We start from the raw sequence: 18,243 nt of genomic DNA, 5'->3' as shown, positions 1-18,243 counted from the left end.
TGCCTATTCGCTGCAGTAAGCCTGCATAAGAATCACATTGGTCCAGGAAAAAAAGCCGTGACTGGTGCTGTGGCGGGTTTGAATTCCCGTAATCGTTCCGTTTGGACACTGCTTTTTAAGATCTGCGAATGCTGCATTCGCGTAATCTGTTTCCCCAATCATCCCCATCACTACAAATTGTTCCTGCCGAGACTGAATAAAGCGATAGTCATTGAATGGGCGGTCCAACTGGTAGTCGGATGTATGATTTTGATGCAACGCGTGGGTGCAGCCCATTGTGATAAACATAAGAACAAGCGCAAAAGCTTTGATACAATAGATCATCACTGCACTCCCGATACGCAATACCCAGAAGCCGTGATCCTATACGCATGTGCAAAAAGCGGAACATAGGTGAGCAACTCTTGCTTGGTGAGCACGCCTTCAACTTTTCCATTAGGACACTGCTCGGCCAGATCCAACGCCAAATCGTTCACATAGCTCGTGCTAAAGCTAATCAGAAATGGCAAAAATTGAAATCTCTCAACCTCAACAGGGCGGCTTCTATCCGCGGGAATACTCGAAGTGGATACCGAGCCAAGGTGGACGCAACCAACCAAAGTAAAACTCAATATTAAACTTGTAACAATAGATTTTATCACGTGTTCTCTCCCTCTAAGCAGTAGCCAATCAGCTTCACTATTTCGCCACTTACAACTGGGTATTTTGACGTCTCACGAATTGAAGACAGTCCACTGATCCGGCCACTGGGGCATTTTAATTTTAATTGATGAATCAAGTCGTCGGTGTAATCATCGCTGAATACAGGGTTTCCTGTTTTGGGACCCATTTGAAACAATGCGATAATTTGAGAGGCCTCCCGAATACCTTTTGCTTGACCAGCAGTATTCGCAAATGCCTCAACCAGCTTCGCGCCTTCCTGAAGATTAAAGCCTTGCTCACTGATACGAATCTCAAACCGCTTGCCTTCGAGAACCACCTTCGAATCGACCTCGCTCAACTGAACGGAATGCAAAAAGACACATCCACTGCTCAATACGCTCAAACTCAAAACCAATGCACATTGCCAGGCATGCCTACCTATGACTTTCCACACATCTTGCTCCATTTTTGGATATTTCGAATTTTACTAGCCTGGGACGACGGCTAGCTAGTTATATTCAACTCTCACTCTAAAAAAAGACTATCTAACCACCGGAGCTTCAACCCGTTGATTTAAAACTGACAACCCTTGGTACTCAGAGCACTTCGGGTCCAGTGCTACCTGGGCGATGTCCTCGCTCGCCCATTTCTCACCATCATAGAGCACCACCACTGAATGGTCGCCTGGTCGTAGAAAATGAGTTTCTCCAAACTCCGTATAGCGAGTGGCTCCAACGCTCACGAGCGCTTCCTTTGGATACCCTGCCCGGCTAATCCACCGTGGAATATCCTCAAGTGGACCCTCATCGCGTTGCGTGTTCATCCGAACCACGAGCCAATCCACGAGCGTCTGGTAAAAATAGCTGTAACCCGTAATTTCAGAATCAAGCCCGTAGGGGTAAAGTGTTCCCTCTCTCCACAAAAATGAGGCTAATCGGCAGCGGTCTAACACGCCTCCCTCAGCAAATTTATCGATGGCGATGGGTTGAGACGAGGTTCCCTTCGATGCGGGTCCCCAGTTCTTCTTTTCACTGATCTTCTTGGCCCCGGCTCGGCGGATAGAACAGTCATTGTGAGCCATTGCCAGCTTGGGAATGATATCGGTAACCTTCTCGTTTTCATAAACGAGTTCACAACTTAAAGAGAGTTCTGGTTCGATTTGATGGTTTTCCTCTAAAGAGCCCAGGATAATTTTATCCGAACTGACCGGCATACAGTTTAAAAAATGGGATTCTTTACCTGGCTCGCCATCGTGGGGAATATAAAACGGGAAGATTCCTTTAGGAGCAGCTGCCTCGGAAACCTTTACATCAAGAAAGTCACTTGCCTCGCCTGCTTGCTCAAGATGCCCGGTAAAATTCCCTGCCACACCAAACCCAATGGTTTTACTCCAGAGCATAGCCACCTCCATCACTTGGTTATAAATTAATATTTAAAAGTTCGAAAACGTTTTCATTGGCGCATATCAGAGCCGCATGCTCTTTTGAGCCCTGAACGACGGCTTGGCAGCCTGCCTCCTGGGCATATCCAATATTTCCCTCATCGTCGTCCAAAAACAGAATTTCGTGGGCTTGAACCTGATTCTTTAGTTGCTCAAATATCAGCGACCAATGATAAGCTTTTCGGTCGCCTGAAAACTTTGCAATAACATTATGATATTTTGTAATCGTTCCCTCACCATCTCGTTCGGGACTTCGGAACACTGATTGGTCCCTTCCAAAATGGTACTGCATATAACGCTCGATGAGTGCGTGACCCGCCACTTCCTCATCGTTCCACGCGAAGCTATCGTCTCCATAGGTTGCAATATAAATGTGCCACTGACGACGGATGGCGCCACGAATAAACTCTGAGAATCCATTCTTTGTATTATTATGAATATACTCATTTTCCAGAAAAGAAGGGCCAGCAGCCCGACCTCCGGTGTGTTCCTTGGTAATCGTACAGTCGAAGTCCAAGACTACAGCCTTGATATTGTTCAGCTCACTAAGCATGAGCCATGCTAATCGAAAAACGAGAAAATATTAAGCGCGATATTGCTGGATCGCGATTTATGGCCTCACAAACACCCACACCTTAAGAAACTCGCCGAGTAACGCCCCGCCTCAACATCTGCTCAAGAACTACAAGCTTAACTGTTGGTAAATGCGTGTTGAGAGCTGTAAGGGATCCGAATCGACGGAGGTACGTTGTTATGTTCTCGCAACGCTCAGCGTCTACTATTCTTGTACACCTCAATCCGATGAATATGGAGATAATAAGATGAATCTAAACCCAACTCATGTAGCCGGAATTTTCTGCATGGTCACCGCTTTGACGTTTGGCTGCGCGGGTACCGAGACCGAGACGGCGCCCGGTACAAACACTGAGACCAACGCAGAAAATGCATTTCCAACCCGCACATTTGAATCAGGCTTTATCGATGGATGCGAAGGAAACAGCATCTCTTACAACAAGTGGACCGATGACGACGAGGCCTACGCCACTCTTATTTTTTCGACCGGCAGAAGTGAATACACCGACAAGTACCATCACCTAATTCCTCTCATCGACCGGCATATCAACATTGTATTCTATGACCATATCGGCCAAGGACGCTCTGACGGGACGAGAGCTCATGTGAATAATGTGGATACTGAATTTTCCTGTGACCTCCAGGAAGTGGTTCATCAACTTACGGATGAGACACTTCCCCGGTTCATCCTAGCCCACAGCATGGGAAGCCTAGCAGTTGTTCGCGCCCTTCAGCTTGAGCCAGATCTCGCAGTGGCCGCCGCTTTCTCATCACCCATGTGGGGCCTTCTTTTCCCTGGCGGCATCGATGTGGAGACAGCTCGTATCCTAGCGACGGATCAAGTTGCACAAGGTAATTCTGAACAACCTGTCATTCCGTCTGACGGCAGCCCTATAGCCACGTGTGAAGAGGCCAAGATTACCCATGACTGCGAACTCTACGACCAATTCGCCGATGACCCACTCACGATAATCGGCTCAGCAACTTGGGGAGCAGGTCTCGCTTTTATCAATGCAATCGACTCCATGATGGCTTCTCTCGCCGATATTCGAGTACCCTTTTTCATTCAATCAGCCGGTGACGAGCATTGGGTAGACGATTCATCCCACCCCGCTCTTTGCGACGGTATCAATGCTATTTATCCAGAGCAGTGTTCTTTAGTGGTTCATGAAGGCGATTGGCACGAGCTACTCAATGAAGTCGATAGAGAAACCTATATGGAAGCCTATCTCGACTTCTTTGATAGCCACTTACCTCACTAGGCCATGTTTCTCTTGTGCCGAGCAACGTTGCCAACAAGTCTTTATTTGGGATTCAATCTTTTCTAAAATTCATGAACGGTTTCTCGATAAAGAGATAGGTCCCCGCAGAAAAAACCAGAGTAAGAACCAGGGTGATTGGCGCAGCACTTTCGATGAGCTGCGTAAGGGTTAAGCCCGGTGATGCATCCATCATAAGCTGATAAACGCCCAGTATGATCACAATGTGGAATAGATACATTGAGTACGATAGCTGCGCGATGACATAGAACAACCGAGCACCAAGCACACGGCCAAGGCTTCTGGCAAATCTACCCTTCGAGTAAATACAAAAGAGTATCAAATACGCCGTGCCGAAACTGAAGATGGTTTGCGAGAAAAAGCTCCTGAAGACCCGAAGCATCAAGGGGTCCGTTATGAGGAACAGGTCGAAAAAACCAATCCAGAACCCAGAGAGCGCAAGGACCCCACAAACATTCGGTGCCACAGGTCTCAGGAAGAATGTTTCGAGATGCGCCTTGCTAAACACTTGCATGTAGCCGGCAACGACCCCAGCAAAGAGCGTAACGAATTTGGTATACATATTGTCGTAAACGTAATCCCATTGGTAAAGCCCAAGGCAATAATTCAAATCAGACACAAAGCTGGTGAGGTGATTCTTTTCAAGCTCCGCCAGGCTTTGAGCGACGGGCGATCCACATTCACGCACCATCACTTCCAAGGCGTAACATTGTGCACCTCCACGGGCGATGCCGTAGAGGGCCAGGACCCCCAGGATGGAACGGATCGGAGCTTTATATAAATTGAATTTAAAAAATCCTAAAATCAGAAAGGGGAAAATGAAATAGAATTGTTCTTCCACCGCCAGTGACCAAGCATGACCAAAGAATTGGTTTTGTGGCTCAATGAAATTGTTTACGTAAAGTAAATTTGACCACACGTATTCAATATTATTCTTCACCGCTCTATCAAATACCTTGTTTGGGCCAGGCGCTATCAACAGGCCTACTACCGAAGCCCCAAGCGCAAACCAGTAAATAGGCATCAGCCGCCAGAAGCGCCTCGTAAAAAACCGTTTCAGATTTATGGTTTGACGTTTCTGGTATTCTGAGAAAAGAAGCTGCCCGATGAGAAAACCACTCACAACAAAGAACAAGTCAACCGAGGTCTCTCCCCGCTCGAGCCATTTGATGTAAATCGGATATTCGAGATACTGCTCGTAGGTATCAGCGATAAAGAGCTGAGCCGACCAGAGCCAGTGGTAAGCGAAGACGGTTAATATGGCGAAGGCTCTAAACCCATCGATGACGGGTTCGTGATGCGCTGGTCGAATGAAGAGGCCGCGAATATTGCGATTCAGTGAGAATGCACGTTTTAGGCGGTCGGTTCTCTCGTTAACCATGGGCTGCACCCTTAGAAAGTTTAAGTTAGCCCATACCAAAAACGTCACTCAAACCGGGCATGTCATTGGAACAGTTATGCTCCAGCAACCTTCTGACACGCGGCATGTAGATTCGCGAATAGCTCAGCCAAGACCGCTTTAGGGGCCGACGAATACGCTACGCGTAAAAGCCCTGCCGTTGCAATGAGCCCTGTATCAAAATCAGAAAGCAATACCTGTCGAACAGCTTCAGGATCTGCCTTCACCGGCTTCACACACATGAAGTAACCGGAATTGAACGGCAGTGGTGCAAAGCTCTCTGCATATTCTGGGTGGTCCTTGAGAATGCTTCTTACTTCAGCATAACGCTGAGCCAAGATTTCATACTTCTCTTTCTTCCAGTCAGAAAATGCCGAGTCACCGTAGGTCTTTAAAAGAAGCGACTGTGAGAGGTGCGGAGCATTGGAGATATTTCCACGCACAGCCCCTGCTGTTTTATCTTCTAAAGACTTCATGGCCGCAGCATCTGCACCCTTGAAAGCGTAAGTGATAAAACCAACCCGAAGGCCCCAGGCATAATCTTCCTTCGTAGCACCATCAATCTTCACTGCGAGAATACCAGGATGTGCATCCGCTAAGAGCGAAAAAACCGATTCGGTATAAACGCCGTCTTCGTAAACAAGACCAAAGTAAGCGTCGTCAATCATAACGACAACGTTGTTGCCTGCCTCAGCAGACGCAACCAAGGTGTCTCGAATGGCCTCAGCCTCTGCCGGTGTGCAAGTGTAGCCCGTTGGGTTGTTTGGGAAATTCAAAACAACAACCTTTTTACCTACCTCGCCCTGAGCCAGTGCAGCCTCGAGACCCTTAACGTTGTAGGCTCCGTTTTGAAAAGTGTCGTAAGTTTTTAAGACTGCATCGTGACCGTGAGCGAACACGAGCCGATAATTACCCCAATAAAGGTCTGGTAAAATGACCTCGTCTTGAGGATCTAGAAACAGGTAACCACAGATACTTAATGCGTGAGTGAGGGCTTGGCTAACGACGGGCCGACTGATCATCGTATCGCCCAGTGCCGGGTTCTTCTCCCGAATCATTCCCTGCCAGCGATCTCTTAATTGCGGCTTCCCATAACTGGGCGCGTAGGGAAACGCATCTTTTGGTTCAACTTCGATTTGTGACTCTAAGCCCGGCAAGCGCATAGGTGAACCGTCATCCTCCAAGGCGATACCTATGGTCGCGTTGATTTTACGCCCCTTGGCTTCTGCACTCTGGCCTAAGATCCCTTTACTGGGGAAGAAAATCTTCTTTCCTTTATTCGAGAGCATAGCGCAAATGCGCTCTGGGAGGGCTGCGTTGGCTTCTTCGGCAAGTGCATGCATCTTAGGACTCCTCTTAGAGTGAGCTTGGCCTATAGCGGATCTCACCCTCTCAGGCTAGAGTCTGCGAAGCGGGAAATGTCTAAAATCTTCAAGTTTTCTAGTGGCGAAAACCCCCATGAACCTTTGCAAAACCAGGATACCCAAACGGGCTATATCCTATTGCACTGCCTTAAACTTAACCAACCCAAGCGTTGGGCGTTCTTCCGTGGCGATGATGTTCAGCAGCCCGAAAAGCGTAACGTAGAGGGAGCCTGACTTATCGATTGTGGTCGTGGAGGTAGAGTCATCTGTTAGCGGCGCTTCCCAAACTGGTTCCAGAGTTTGACGGTCATAGATCGACAAATAATTCTCAGTCGTCGCAGGTAACACATTTGTCATCAACATCTCTTCTGACTCTACGTAAGAAGTCGTTGAGCCAATGAGATGATTATTCGTAACCGTCATCACCGATGACCAATCTCGGTCGGCATCGAATCTCTTGGAAACCTTTTCTTGATCTGGGCCGAAACTGAATAAGTCACCATTTTCGTAAAAGTTTGCAAAGTCCAAACCCGACTCCCAGTAATAGACCGTACCATCATCCGCGATGGGAGGTGCTCCAGACATTGAACCTCGTTCAAGCTCTACCCTCTTGAGCCTGCCACACACATTCGGGTCGGGTTCTGAATCTGTGTTGGCATTGCAGGCCTCAAGGTCGACCAAAATAACATAAGCGGAACCTTCAGCTTGGCTCATAGCCGTCCCCGTGGATGCACCATCGCTCATCACCATGTAGCGGCCGTTGCGGCTTATGGATGGACTGGCGGCGCTGCCACCTTCCGCGAGAATATACCAACCTTTTTCCAAAGTGGGTCCTGTATCGGATTCAGTTAAGATAAGCTGAATAATGGACCCGTCGGCGGCGGTAGGGCCTCCACCTTGCACATAAATCTCATCGCGTATGGAAACAGCCACTGTGTTATCCGTGAAATTGCCGCTAACACCGAGAAAGTTGCCGAGGGTAATATTCGCGGATTCTTTGGTGCCGAATGCAGCAACAAAATCATCTTCAACAGATTTCGGAAAAAACGAAAGTATATCGATTCCGGCAGGCAGTGCAGGCTCCGGCGCCACAAAACCATATTCCGCGGCTACATCAAAACGAAGCGCTATAGAGCCCGTTTCTCGGTCCAATAAAAATACATTCCCCGGGATTGTCACGGTCGTAACGTAGCCGCTTTGGGTAAAATGAAGTCCAAAGGGTCGATGGCCTAAGTCTAAACCATCGGCACCATCAAGCGGCGTGACCCAACGCTCTTCGCCGTCCGGTGTATAGGAAAATATCTTCGCATCTGCCGCCACGTAGAGCATACCTTTGGAATCAACTTCTACGGACCCACCGGCGATGTTGCGCGCCAGCTCCTTACACCACTGCACTTCTCCTGTTTCAGCGTTAAGTGCAAAAAGACTGCACGGGTCCTCGGCGTTGGGAAAAGCTGTAACATATGTGGTGGAACCATCGGGGCTGAATGTATTCGGTTGCGCAATCGCGTGCCCTTTCAGCACATGCCACGCCTCCTCAAAAGCATTTGCACTTTCGCATGGAACAATATCACTGTTACCGGCATCACCATGAATACCAAGGTATGGTGTGGTCGAGTCGTAAGGGCTGTTTTGTTCAGGAGTACACGTTAATACTTGTGATTGGGGCTCATCTGGTTCTGCCCCGGCAGTGTCATCTTGACACCCCGCCGCCAAAACCATGAGCACCAATGTCATCCAACTTACCCACAAAGACCCAGTCGACATATTTTAAACCCTTCCCTAAACTGGAGGCACTCTCTGGTACCCCAGCTTTACTTTAGCTCACTCGCGTTCTTAATCACCATAAAGAAAGACCTTATTTGGACTCTTTACGCGAAGCGAGGCTACCTTCCCGGCAGCTTTCTAAACTCGTCAGTAATTGGTCACGCACATGGCCAAAACTTGTATCGGAGAATAAATTGTCCATTTCGCTGGGATCCTCATCAAGATTGAAAAGACTCCATTCATCAGAGTCATGTGCCCAGTCTTCTTCTGGAGAGAAATATCTCACAAGTTTCCAGAGCCTAGTTGCACCGCTTGAATCACTCACGTGCTCTGTGACCGACTCCACAGCCGTATTGAGTGCTTCCAGTGGCTTATACTTCATCGGCCAAATAGCGCCGAACCAGGGAAACCGTCGACCAAAAGCTGCCTCGCGGTGATTGCCCTCAAGAATATGGTCGTGGGTTACAAAGTAGGATGGCTTTGGCGCTGGGCTATTGAGTAAATCCACTCCTGAGAGTGCAGGTACACTTTCAAATGATTCACAAAGAGATCCCGGTAAACTCTCAGGTAAGCCCGCCAGACTTAACAATGTGGGGACAAGGTCTAAGTGATCGGAACACCTTTCCACAATTTCCCCCGCTCTTTGACTGTGCCTCGGTGAAGAAATCGCTAAGGGCACCCGTATCGTCTCTTCATATGCATTGTACCATTTTTGATGGAGTCCTCCGTGCGCGCCCAAAAGCTCACCATGGTCGGAAGTCATTACAACATGGGTCGATGCTCGTAATTGAGTTTCATCGAGGCAGTTTAAAATTTGGCCAAGGAGCCGGTCACTGCGGCGTAAAAGTGAGCAATAAAACTTACGGTACCTCTCCGGGTTTCTATCGTATAACCAATTCACAATGGACGCGGGCCCATAGGCTGAAGCATACTGCTTACGATAGGCGCGCAAAACAGCTGCTTCCTCTTTCGGAATCCAGGCTTGCGAAGCTGCCTCACCTATATGAGGAATGCCATCTAACTCCAAAAACTTCGATTGCCACAACGACCATGGAGGCCAAAAGACAATATCATGGGGATTGACTAGACTGATAACCAGTAAAAACGGCGCATCATTTTGAACCTTTGCTCTGCTTCGTAACCACTCTTGAGCCTGCGTCACATAACCTTCGTCGCGAAACAGTCCTGAGTTTTTAATATCTGCCCCATGCGGTTCAGGTCCTACCCATTCATTAAAACCATAAGCAGCCAGTGGGTCGGCCGCTTGATAGACAGTAGGCTCCGTTGCGCTGACCACAGCACCTTGCTCATGATGTAAGTTGGCATAAGACAAATGCCATTTACCGAAATAGACGGAATCCCAATCATGAGCTTGGAAACGATGTCCTAAAGTGGGAATACGATCTGAAGGAAGCCAGTTGAGTTGAGGGTCGTCGTGAAATTTAGCAAAACCGTCGGTCTGCTTGACTCCGTGTACCCATGGCGAATAACCGGTCAATAAAGAGACGCGGCTTGGAACACATGCACTTGTACTGACGCGGTGTTGATTAAATCGAATGCTTTCAGAAAATAACCGTCTCCGAGCCGGCAAACAGTTTTCCCGAAACGAAGCCATACCCGCGGACTCAAAATTGCCGGAATCCCGCTCTTGGTCGGTAACTATCATGACGATGTTCTCAGGCAACTTGGTCCCCCGCTGGTCTACAAAAGATAAGCCATCAACATTCTCCACGCATCATCGCACCACAATTTTTAGCAGGAGAAAACAAAAAAACCTCTCCCTGCCGTTGAAAAGCGGGGAGAGGTCATTCACTTCAATCGAAAACCGTTTAAGGCTTAAGCAAGTGCTTGCTCCAGATCACCAATGATATCATCGATGGCCTCGATACCCACACACAAGCGGATCATATCTGGACCAACGCCTGCTGTTTTCAGTTCATCCTCTGTGAGCTGACGGTGGGTTGTGGATGCCGGGTGCGCTGCCAATGACTTCGCATCACCGATATTCACAAGACGCTTGAAGAGCTTGAGCTTATCGTAAAACTCAACCCCCGCCTCAAAGCCACCCTTGATTCCAAAGGTAAGCAGTGCCGAAGGCTTACCGTCGGCGTACTTCTTCGCGAGGTCATGGTACTTCGATGTCTCAAGACCACCGTACTCAACCCACTCAACCTTGTCGTGATCCGAAAGAAACTTCGCAACCGTCAATGCGTTATCGCAATGGCGCTCCATACGAAGGGCCAGTGTTTCCAAGCCTTGAAGAATCAAGAACGCATTCAGTGGACTGATCGCTGCACCTGTGTTGCGCAGCGGAACTGTACGCGCGCGACCAATATAGGCTGCTGGCCCGAGTGCCTCGGTGTAAACCACACCATGGTAAGAGGCTTCAGGCTCATTTAGCATAGGGAAACGCTCAGCGTTTTCCGCCCATGGAAACTTACCTGAATCAACGATGAGCCCGCCCAAAGAGTTACCATGTCCACCGATGTATTTCGTCAATGAATGAACCACAATGTCGCAGCCATGCTCAATCGGACGAATCAGCATCGGCGTCGCTACAGTGTTGTCTACAATCACCGGAACACCATGTTTGTGCGCCATGGTAGAAATGGCTTCAAGATCGACGATGTTACCAGCAGGGTTACCAATACTCTCGCAGTAAACCGCAGAAGTCTTGTCGTCTATCAGCTTCTCGAGTGCCGCTGGACTATCATCTTCAGCGAAGCGTACATCGATTCCCTGGCTGGGCAGCATGTGAGCAAATAACGTGTATGTACCGCCATAAAGCAGGGGGACCGAGACAATGTTGTTGCCGGCTTTCGCAAGGGTAAGAATCGAATAGTTTACAGCTGCGCTACCCGAGCTTACTGCGAGTCCTGCGACTCCGCCTTCCATCTCTGCAACGCGTTTTTCCAATACGTCCGCAGTCGGGTTCATAATTCTGGTGTAAATATTACCGGGCACGGCGAGGTTAAAGAGGTCAGCCCCATGCTGAGCATTATCAAACTCATAAGCTACCGTTTGGTAGATCGGTACTGCAACAGACTTGGTTGTTGGATCAGTTTCGTATCCAGCATGAATCGCAAGCGTATCTAATTTCATCGAATTTAAACTCCGGTCTAGTAAAGATTATCGAGACCTCAATCGTTCTCGATGCTTAAAAATACCCAAAGTCGATTTTGAATCAATAGCCAGATGAAAACGATTTTTGGACTGTTTCCCGTTAGCTTCAAATGGAATCCGGGCGAGTTAAATATGGCCAGCCTGATTTATTTCCATGCATTCTTTGCAAACCGGCTCTCTTGGCTCAAAATTTCATTCTCAAATTGAATCTTCGGAACAAGATTTCTACCCGCGGCCTCTCTCATCGGAGTATCCATGAGCCAAAACCATGAAAGATTCAAAGTTATGGTGGGCTCAAGGCTACAACTTCAAACTTTCCACATTTTGGAAGGTTTCAAATATTTAGGTAAACACGTGACAAAATGACGGTATATTTGGCCCTACCCCCACCATTCATTAACGTGAAGTTAACAGTGTCTTTAGATTATTCAAATTTACAAGCAATAGGTTCTCTGAATTAATCATCTCTATTAACCCCCTCCCCCTGTGGGTTCGTAACATGTTGAAGGAGAATTACATGCGCATTTTATCACTCACTTTACTCATCCTTAGCCTGGCACTCTCTGCATGCGGCACCCAAGAGACGAGCGATGCTCAGCCTGAATCAGGCGAGCAGCAGAATACAGAAACAGAAACAGAGACTGGAGACGATGAAGACTCCATTCATGTTGGAAGTTCACCGACAAGTTGTGGCAGCGAGTCGCAGGGCCTTGAGCCCGTAGATTGCACCATGCATGGCGACGTCAATGCTTTTTGCGTATTCTCCAATCACTGCTTTTGCTCGGCAGCCGATGGCTTTCAGTGTGAATCCGAATCTCAATGGCAAAGCTTGGAAGAATGCAACCCCGGAAGTACTTGTATTCCCATTGAGGACTGAGCAGCGGGAAGTCGCCAAGCTCTTTAATAAGGAAGACCTGAACCTTCAGCCTTCGGCACGATGACATCTTCTATGTCGGCGCCTCCTATAAAATCATTGAGCCAAGCCGCTAAAGCTATCCCATTTTGAACCGTTTGCAGTCCATCGCTAAAGTCGCTGAATAGCATCACGTGACCATTGCCCTCTGCTTCGTAAATATACGTATTTTCTAAATCATGAGTGGCATGACGGTAGTCCTCAAGCGCCGAATGAAATCTATCCGCACTGTAATCAGGGCGGTTGGCTGAGTCCCACTGACTGCATTCCTCTGTACCGTAGCTAAAATAGGCCCGAATCACATAATCCTCAGCTTCCGTAAGCAGGGCATAACGTCGCTCCGGTAGTTGGCGACGTGTGTATCGTAAATGGGCAATAAAACTATCAGCTGAATCAAGGCAATCTGTGCAGTCACTGGGGAATACGACGCTTTGGTTCCAAAGCTGTGAAACTGTTTTGTGAAAACAATTGTCTAAAAACGATGATGTAAAAAATGGGCCTGAATCATCGATGACATCAACAGGGACAGGATTGAATGCTTTTTGAACTCTTAACCAGTTATATGTTGCGCCGAACCCACCTGCACTCGAGCCCATGAGAACGACTCTTTGAGCCGTTTTAAATGTAGGAACCAAACGCTTCAGGTAATAACTGATGTTTTGATACCCCCAGTGAGCTTGCCCTGCGTAGCCCTCTCCAAAAGGAACGCTTCCTGAGTGCATATCACCTGAGCAATATGGGATGTAAACGTGAGTCCATGCTTTAAAAGGATTGTCATCGTCGTCCAAGTTGAAGATCCCAACCTGTTTACCCTCACCAAAATCCTCGGCACCAAACTTCGATGCGAAGATATTTTCGCAGCTCCAACTGTTGTAACAAGCTCCCCCGCCCTCTAGGTAGAGCACAACTTTCTCGGGTTCCTCGCCGATGCGAACGCCAAAGCCCGTGGAGGAACCATCCAAGCATTTTGAATCGCTGACCGGGTACCACGCCCATTCGACGGTCATATTCTCGATCGGATCTCCACAAGCCTCCGATTCCGTCATCGAACACTCGAAATCCGACGGCAAGCCCGGTGATACATCGACCGGCGCCGGACTAATCTGCTCAACGCCGCATCCAACCAGCACCAAAAACATCCCAATCAAGTGAACTCGCCCGGCCATCGATCGCCCCTCTCGGACTTCTTACCTCGGGAATAAAACCCGATTTGAAATCCAGATTTAAGTGGTGTGGGTGCCTGTAGGACACCGAAAACATTTTAATATCGCGGGACTAGAGGCTCAGCAAGAAGTAGCAATGTTCACTATCTACTATTTAATCTCTTGATATGGTCGTCGGTAAAGCCCCCATCAGCTCGTTTTTTATCGGTTTTTCGGATCAAAACACTTGAAAAATGACGCATGAAGACGCTTATAAAGGAGTTGACGATCACTTATCTACTCAGTAGTAGCTAACGTCATAACACTCATCACTCTCAGGAGCCCATCATGAAAAATATCCTCCCACTCAATGCCATCGTACTCGGACTAACCGTCTCCATGACCCTCTTCGGTATGGTCGGTTGCGGCGAAGATGCAGAAACGACTGACAGCACTGAAACTGCAGACGAGACCAACACTGACGGCACAACTGACGGCACAACTGACGGCACAACTGACGGCACAACTGACGACACAACTGACGACACAACTGACGACACAACTGACGACACAACCGACGACACAACTGACGACACAACTGACGACACAACTGACGGTACTGAAGTTTCTGAAAACTGGGGCGCATACTGCACCGCCGATAGCGATTGCGGCGCTCCAACTGACTTCTGCATCAAGCAGCCTGGTGCTAGCGACGGATACTGCAGCATTCAGTGCGCTTCAAACCAGGTTTGCTACGACGCCGGCGCAGACACTGCAACTTGGACATGCAACGCCGTTTTCTCTTGCCTGATTGCAAGCCAAACTTGGTGTGGCCCGTCTACTGAAATTGGCCAAGGCCCAGTTATTGAGTGTGAATAAAATACAGAGCTGCTAATGTCCTTCCGAGTCTCCGTACGAGGATAGGACATGTGTAAAAACAATCATGCTCTCTTTGAGCAATCTGTATCGTTCTACTACACGCCTGATCTGCACCGCTCTGCCAGCTTTTGGGAGGATAAAGTTGGATTGGAGCTGGTGCTCGATCAAGGCAGCTGCCGAATCTATCGCGTTAGCAAAGATGGATTCATCGGCTTCTGCGAAAAGCCCAATAGCTCTCCTGGCGATGTCATTATCACGCTAGTCACTCAAGACGTGGACAGCTGTGCTCAAACACTCGTCCAAAGGGGCGTCACGTTTGAAAAATCGCCAACGTTCAACTCCAAGTTCAACATCTACCACGCTTTTTTTAGAGACCCTGCGGGTTATCTCGTAGAGATCCAAAGGTTCGATGACCCGGCGTGGCCCAAGTCTTCCTAAGAGGGCTCAGGGCATATCTGAAATCACACACTGGTTTTGGACACATTCTAAATCCGCACCGCAATAAACAAGACCCGGGATACAAGGTTGCCCGAGCCCCGCACCTACACAAGCACGGGCTTGCGGCATGCAAGATGCTCCATAAGATGCGCATTGCACACGAGCAAGCTGCTCAAATGGACTACAGAGGGTAAGCACATCGTCGTCGAGGCATTCAGGAGGACTACCCGAATCACAAGTTCCAAAATTTGCGATGCAACCCGAAACACCGGCCGCCAAACCGCAACCAGATTGCTCACCGGCACAGGGCGCGAATCGCACCGACGATTCAGTGGCACTCAGTAGGCAAGCATGACCCAAAGGCGCGATACAATCATTGCCCCAATTCTCGTTAACAAGACCGCAGGTTCCTTCTCGGTACTCAAGAGAGCAAATCATGTCGAAGTAATCACCGTCCTGGCAAAACGTAAGAACATTGTTTTCGCAGGCCCCAAATTGACCGATTTCTTCACACCAAGCCGGATCTGTTTGACGCTGACACCGGCTATCGCACCAGCCATCATCCTCGGAGCCGCCATCGTCACACTCCTCACCCGCGTAGCCGTTTAGGTAACCATCGCCGCACTGAGGTAAGGTGCAATCGCTGTCACAAGTTTCGGTATCGTAGCCCGCATCGCATTCCTCCCATTCTTCAGCATAGCCGTCTCCACATAACTCAGGGCATGTCTCAAGCGTACAAGGTTCCTCGCAGCCGGTCTGCGTCAAGACCCATAAGGATACAATCACGACGTGCCACAAACTATGCATCGCGTTCACCACCGCACTTCCAGCATGCTGTGAATTGTGGCTCCAACTGCTCCGAGCAACTTTGGCAAACCCAAGGCTCTTCCCGAGAGTGATTCACCCTGCTCTCTAACTCAGCGACCAAGCTCTTTGCATCCTCAACATCGGCCGCGTTAATCACCCAGACATGCTGTTGGCTTACAATGGGTGGAACTTCCCCCAAGCTAGAGGAACTCTCATCCTTAATTAGATGCTCGATCCCCGCATCCCGGAGGTTTGCTCGTAAGGATTCTACAAAAAATCGGTCGTGAGAAGCATACACTTTTATCATACTTATATAGTGGTCAAGTTCGCAGCATCTGGCAATGCCTAGAACCTCAACCAAGTATATTTAGTATATTTCAAATCTTACCTTAGATACCGGAACCGACAGCTTACACGACGCCTGGTACAATCTTGTAGGGCACGCGTTCACAATAAGTTTTCCAATCCTCACCATATTTAAAGGCGCAGCGATTATCGTCTCGAAACGCACGCTCAGTGAGCAAAATCGCTAAAAACACGACGTAGAAGTAAGGCAAAAAATGGTCAAACATGGCTGGTAGTGTCCAGAAGAAAGCCCCCAGAACTTCAGGTATATAATGAAAATGCCGAGACACGCCCCACCACCCTGAAGCGAGCAAAAGGCTTTGTTTTTTCTCACCCGCCTCAGTTACATAGTTTCCCACAATAACCTCGGGCTTCTTGCCCCAAACTTTGCAGTCACCGTCTGTTGCTCGCACTGTCTGCCGCTGAAGGTCTGCCCAGTAGTTTGTAAAAATTGCCAAGATACCGCAAACCATAATCACCGCAGACCAAAACAAACCAAGGGTATGGGGGTTACTCACCATATAAAGCGAATGTGAGGTATAGACCGCGGGTACCCAAACAAGGCATCCCCAACAAATGTAGAAGCCTGCTCGGTCGTGCATAATATCGAGAGAGCGCAAATAACCGGTCTCCCACCAAAAGAACTTGGCGATGTAGATAAGCTGCAGCGCAACCGAAACAAAAAGAGCATCGGTGAGCCCCATTGTCTCATGTTGGGCGGCCGCGAATGACAAAAGAATAACGGGCCAACCCATCATTCCAAATCTACAATTGGTGAACATCTTCACGTCCCACCCAAAGATTCGCGGATAGAGCTCAGTTCCCCAATAGTAATCAAAAATAAAATTACCCGTAAAACTGGAGTCGCTGCTCGAAGGCTTTAACCGGCCTTTGATATACAGCATTAAACAGAATCCAAGGCTGAAAACATTCAACGCGCCAAGCAAGCCACCAAAATTCTTGTAGATGATGGCAGGGTCGAAAAGACCGAGCGGATAAGAGCATAACCAGAAGGTAAAAAGAGTAACGCAAAACGCCGCTACACCATTGGCTTTGTATACGGGGATATTCCCTGAGGGTGTCACGGGCCCTTCGAATCGTTTGCCCGGCAAAGCTTTCATAAGAAATAGTTCAAATGCCGCAAATACGAAAATCATCGTCCAGGCAGTTTGAGTTCCAAAAAATACGGGCGACCAGATGTTGTAAATTGCGCCAAGAATGCCCTGCTCTGAAAAGAGCTGAGCTAACTCAGCAACGGAGCCATTCAAATGCACACAGGTGTACCACATTAATATGGCGACCGGTGGACATAGAGTAATCAATAGAAGAGATGAAAGTGTTCTCCTCGCGAAAACGAACCACCCCGTGCCTTTATCGAATGAGTTACTCCATGTGGTTGTCTTAAACTCAGCCATGCAATGGTCTCCCTGGTATTTTGGTAATACAGCTTGAGAGACTATTAAATGGGGTCGGTAAACGAGTCGAGAATCAACTTGTCAAAACATGTAGTCGTCGACATAGACCGTATCATTTTGACACAGCGCGACAGGCGGCAGGGCTTCGTCCATTTTAAGGTTTCGTCGAAAGAGAACGAACGAGGGTATCGAGTTCTTTAACTTGGCCGGCCGAGTAACCCCGGTCTGTGAACCACGCCACTTGCCCGTTTTCGTCCAAGAGCACAATGCGACCATTCGAGGCGTTCTCGTTACCCGTAAAAGCAACTATCGGAGCGGCTTCGTCATAAACCGTCACCACCGAACCCCAGTCTTCTTCCGGAATTCCCTTACGCATCCCATTGTCGATTTGGTTGGCAAAGAGCCCGGGCACAAGCCCTTTAATGGTTGGCACTTCAATGATCCGAACCGGTGTTCCCAACTGGACTAAACCCAAAATCCAACGGTCAAGATCAAACTGCGTGCGCTGCTTGTAACCGATCAGAAGAATGACAGGTGCGCCCTTAAAATCCCCGGGTATTAGGAATTGTTCGCCAGCCAAGGACTGGCCTCTAACATTTGGGAAACTCTCCCCCACAGGCTCTCGGTTTACAATTGTCGAACTGCAAGCTTGTGCCAGCACTAAGACCGCTACGAGACCTATTAACCGCATATACATCATTTTTCTCCTACAATA

General features: G+C 48.5%; 18 protein-coding genes and 1 pseudogene. 4 read left to right on the top strand and 15 right to left on the bottom strand.

What is annotated here, in order from left to right; all coding sequences use genetic code 11:
- Positions 1-3: 3 nt before the first annotated feature.
- The 5 genes from HOK28_15620 to HOK28_15600 form a co-directional block, all read right to left on the bottom strand.
- A complete protein-coding gene (locus tag HOK28_15620) occupies positions 4-324 on the bottom strand; it encodes a hypothetical protein (protein ID MBT6434527.1) in 321 nt (106 codons plus the stop codon).
- Positions 324-641: a hypothetical protein gene (locus tag HOK28_15615; GenBank protein MBT6434526.1), complete on the bottom strand. Its 318-nt coding sequence runs from the start codon at positions 639-641 to the stop codon at positions 324-326. The genes HOK28_15620 and HOK28_15615 overlap by 1 nt, the downstream gene beginning before the upstream one ends.
- Positions 638-1,096 (bottom strand): hypothetical protein, encoded by a 459-nt coding sequence (locus tag HOK28_15610; GenBank protein ID MBT6434525.1) that lies wholly within the window; start codon positions 1,094-1,096, stop codon positions 638-640. Before HOK28_15610 ends, HOK28_15615 begins: the two co-directional genes overlap by 4 nt.
- A gap of 87 nt (positions 1,097-1,183) precedes the next feature.
- A complete protein-coding gene (locus tag HOK28_15605) occupies positions 1,184-2,041 on the bottom strand; it encodes a hypothetical protein (protein MBT6434524.1) in 858 nt (285 codons plus the stop codon).
- 19 nt (positions 2,042-2,060) lie between these two features.
- A complete protein-coding gene (locus tag HOK28_15600; GenBank protein ID MBT6434523.1) occupies positions 2,061-2,636 on the bottom strand; it encodes a hypothetical protein in 576 nt (191 codons plus the stop codon).
- Positions 2,637-2,904: 268 nt separating this feature from the next.
- On the opposite strand from HOK28_15600, the gene HOK28_15595 reads away from it, so the two are divergent.
- Positions 2,905-3,918 (top strand): alpha/beta fold hydrolase, encoded by a 1,014-nt coding sequence (locus HOK28_15595; GenBank protein ID MBT6434522.1) that lies wholly within the window; start codon positions 2,905-2,907, stop codon positions 3,916-3,918.
- 52 nt (positions 3,919-3,970) lie between these two features.
- Here the strand turns inward: HOK28_15595 and HOK28_15590 are convergent, their stop codons facing one another.
- The 5 genes from HOK28_15590 to HOK28_15570 form a co-directional block, all read right to left on the bottom strand.
- Positions 3,971-5,317: an acyltransferase gene (locus HOK28_15590; GenBank protein MBT6434521.1), complete on the bottom strand. Its 1,347-nt coding sequence runs from the start codon at positions 5,315-5,317 to the stop codon at positions 3,971-3,973.
- A 74-nt stretch (positions 5,318-5,391) separates the two neighbouring features.
- Positions 5,392-6,678: an aminotransferase class I/II-fold pyridoxal phosphate-dependent enzyme gene (locus HOK28_15585; protein MBT6434520.1), complete on the bottom strand. Its 1,287-nt coding sequence runs from the start codon at positions 6,676-6,678 to the stop codon at positions 5,392-5,394.
- Between the two features lie 156 nt (positions 6,679-6,834).
- Positions 6,835-8,466, bottom strand: a complete 1,632-nt coding sequence (locus HOK28_15580) for a PQQ-binding-like beta-propeller repeat protein (GenBank protein ID MBT6434519.1) — start codon at positions 8,464-8,466, stop codon at positions 6,835-6,837.
- Positions 8,467-8,557: 91 nt separating this feature from the next.
- A complete protein-coding gene (locus HOK28_15575; protein ID MBT6434518.1) occupies positions 8,558-10,132 on the bottom strand; it encodes a sulfatase-like hydrolase/transferase in 1,575 nt (524 codons plus the stop codon).
- 170 nt (positions 10,133-10,302) lie between these two features.
- The gene (locus HOK28_15570) at positions 10,303-11,568 is read right to left on the bottom strand and encodes an O-acetylhomoserine aminocarboxypropyltransferase/cysteine synthase (GenBank protein ID MBT6434517.1); all 1,266 of its coding nucleotides are present in this window, start codon (positions 11,566-11,568) and stop codon (positions 10,303-10,305) included.
- A 538-nt stretch (positions 11,569-12,106) separates the two neighbouring features.
- On the opposite strand from HOK28_15570, the gene HOK28_15565 reads away from it, so the two are divergent.
- Entirely contained in the window at positions 12,107-12,466 is a 360-nt protein-coding gene (locus tag HOK28_15565) for a hypothetical protein (GenBank protein MBT6434516.1), read from the top strand.
- Between the two features lie 23 nt (positions 12,467-12,489).
- On the opposite strand, the gene HOK28_15560 is transcribed toward HOK28_15565, so the two are convergent.
- Entirely contained in the window at positions 12,490-13,668 is a 1,179-nt protein-coding gene (locus HOK28_15560; protein MBT6434515.1) for a hypothetical protein, read from the bottom strand.
- Between the two features lie 390 nt (positions 13,669-14,058).
- Here HOK28_15560 and HOK28_15555 point away from each other — a divergent pair.
- Together HOK28_15555 and HOK28_15550 are read left to right on the top strand one after the other, a co-directional pair.
- Positions 14,059-14,259: pseudogene (locus tag HOK28_15555) on the top strand (DUF4397 domain-containing protein).
- Between the two features lie 312 nt (positions 14,260-14,571).
- On the top strand, positions 14,572-14,961 hold the full coding sequence (locus HOK28_15550) for a VOC family protein (protein MBT6434514.1): 390 nt from the start codon (positions 14,572-14,574) through the stop codon (positions 14,959-14,961).
- A gap of 6 nt (positions 14,962-14,967) precedes the next feature.
- Here the strand turns inward: HOK28_15550 and HOK28_15545 are convergent, their stop codons facing one another.
- From HOK28_15545 to HOK28_15530, 4 genes are all read right to left on the bottom strand, one after another.
- Positions 14,968-15,768, bottom strand: a complete 801-nt coding sequence (locus tag HOK28_15545) for a hypothetical protein (GenBank protein ID MBT6434513.1) — start codon at positions 15,766-15,768, stop codon at positions 14,968-14,970.
- Complete coding sequence (locus tag HOK28_15540) at positions 15,761-16,066, bottom strand: DUF2007 domain-containing protein (protein ID MBT6434512.1); 306 nt, start codon at positions 16,064-16,066, stop codon at positions 15,761-15,763. The genes HOK28_15545 and HOK28_15540 overlap by 8 nt, the downstream gene beginning before the upstream one ends.
- Positions 16,067-16,178: 112 nt before the next feature.
- Positions 16,179-17,528, bottom strand: coding sequence for a 7-dehydrocholesterol reductase (locus HOK28_15535; protein ID MBT6434511.1), 1,350 nt, complete (start codon positions 17,526-17,528; stop codon positions 16,179-16,181).
- A 154-nt stretch (positions 17,529-17,682) separates the two neighbouring features.
- Positions 17,683-18,228 (bottom strand): hypothetical protein, encoded by a 546-nt coding sequence (locus tag HOK28_15530; protein MBT6434510.1) that lies wholly within the window; start codon positions 18,226-18,228, stop codon positions 17,683-17,685.
- Positions 18,229-18,243: the final 15 nt, after the last annotated feature.

It is taken from the genome of Deltaproteobacteria bacterium, assembly GCA_018668695.1.
GTDB lineage: Bacteria > Myxococcota > XYA12-FULL-58-9 > XYA12-FULL-58-9 > JABJBS01 > JABJBS01.
The sequence above is the reverse complement of the archived record's forward strand: the minus strand, read 5'-3'. Positions and strand labels throughout refer to the sequence as shown.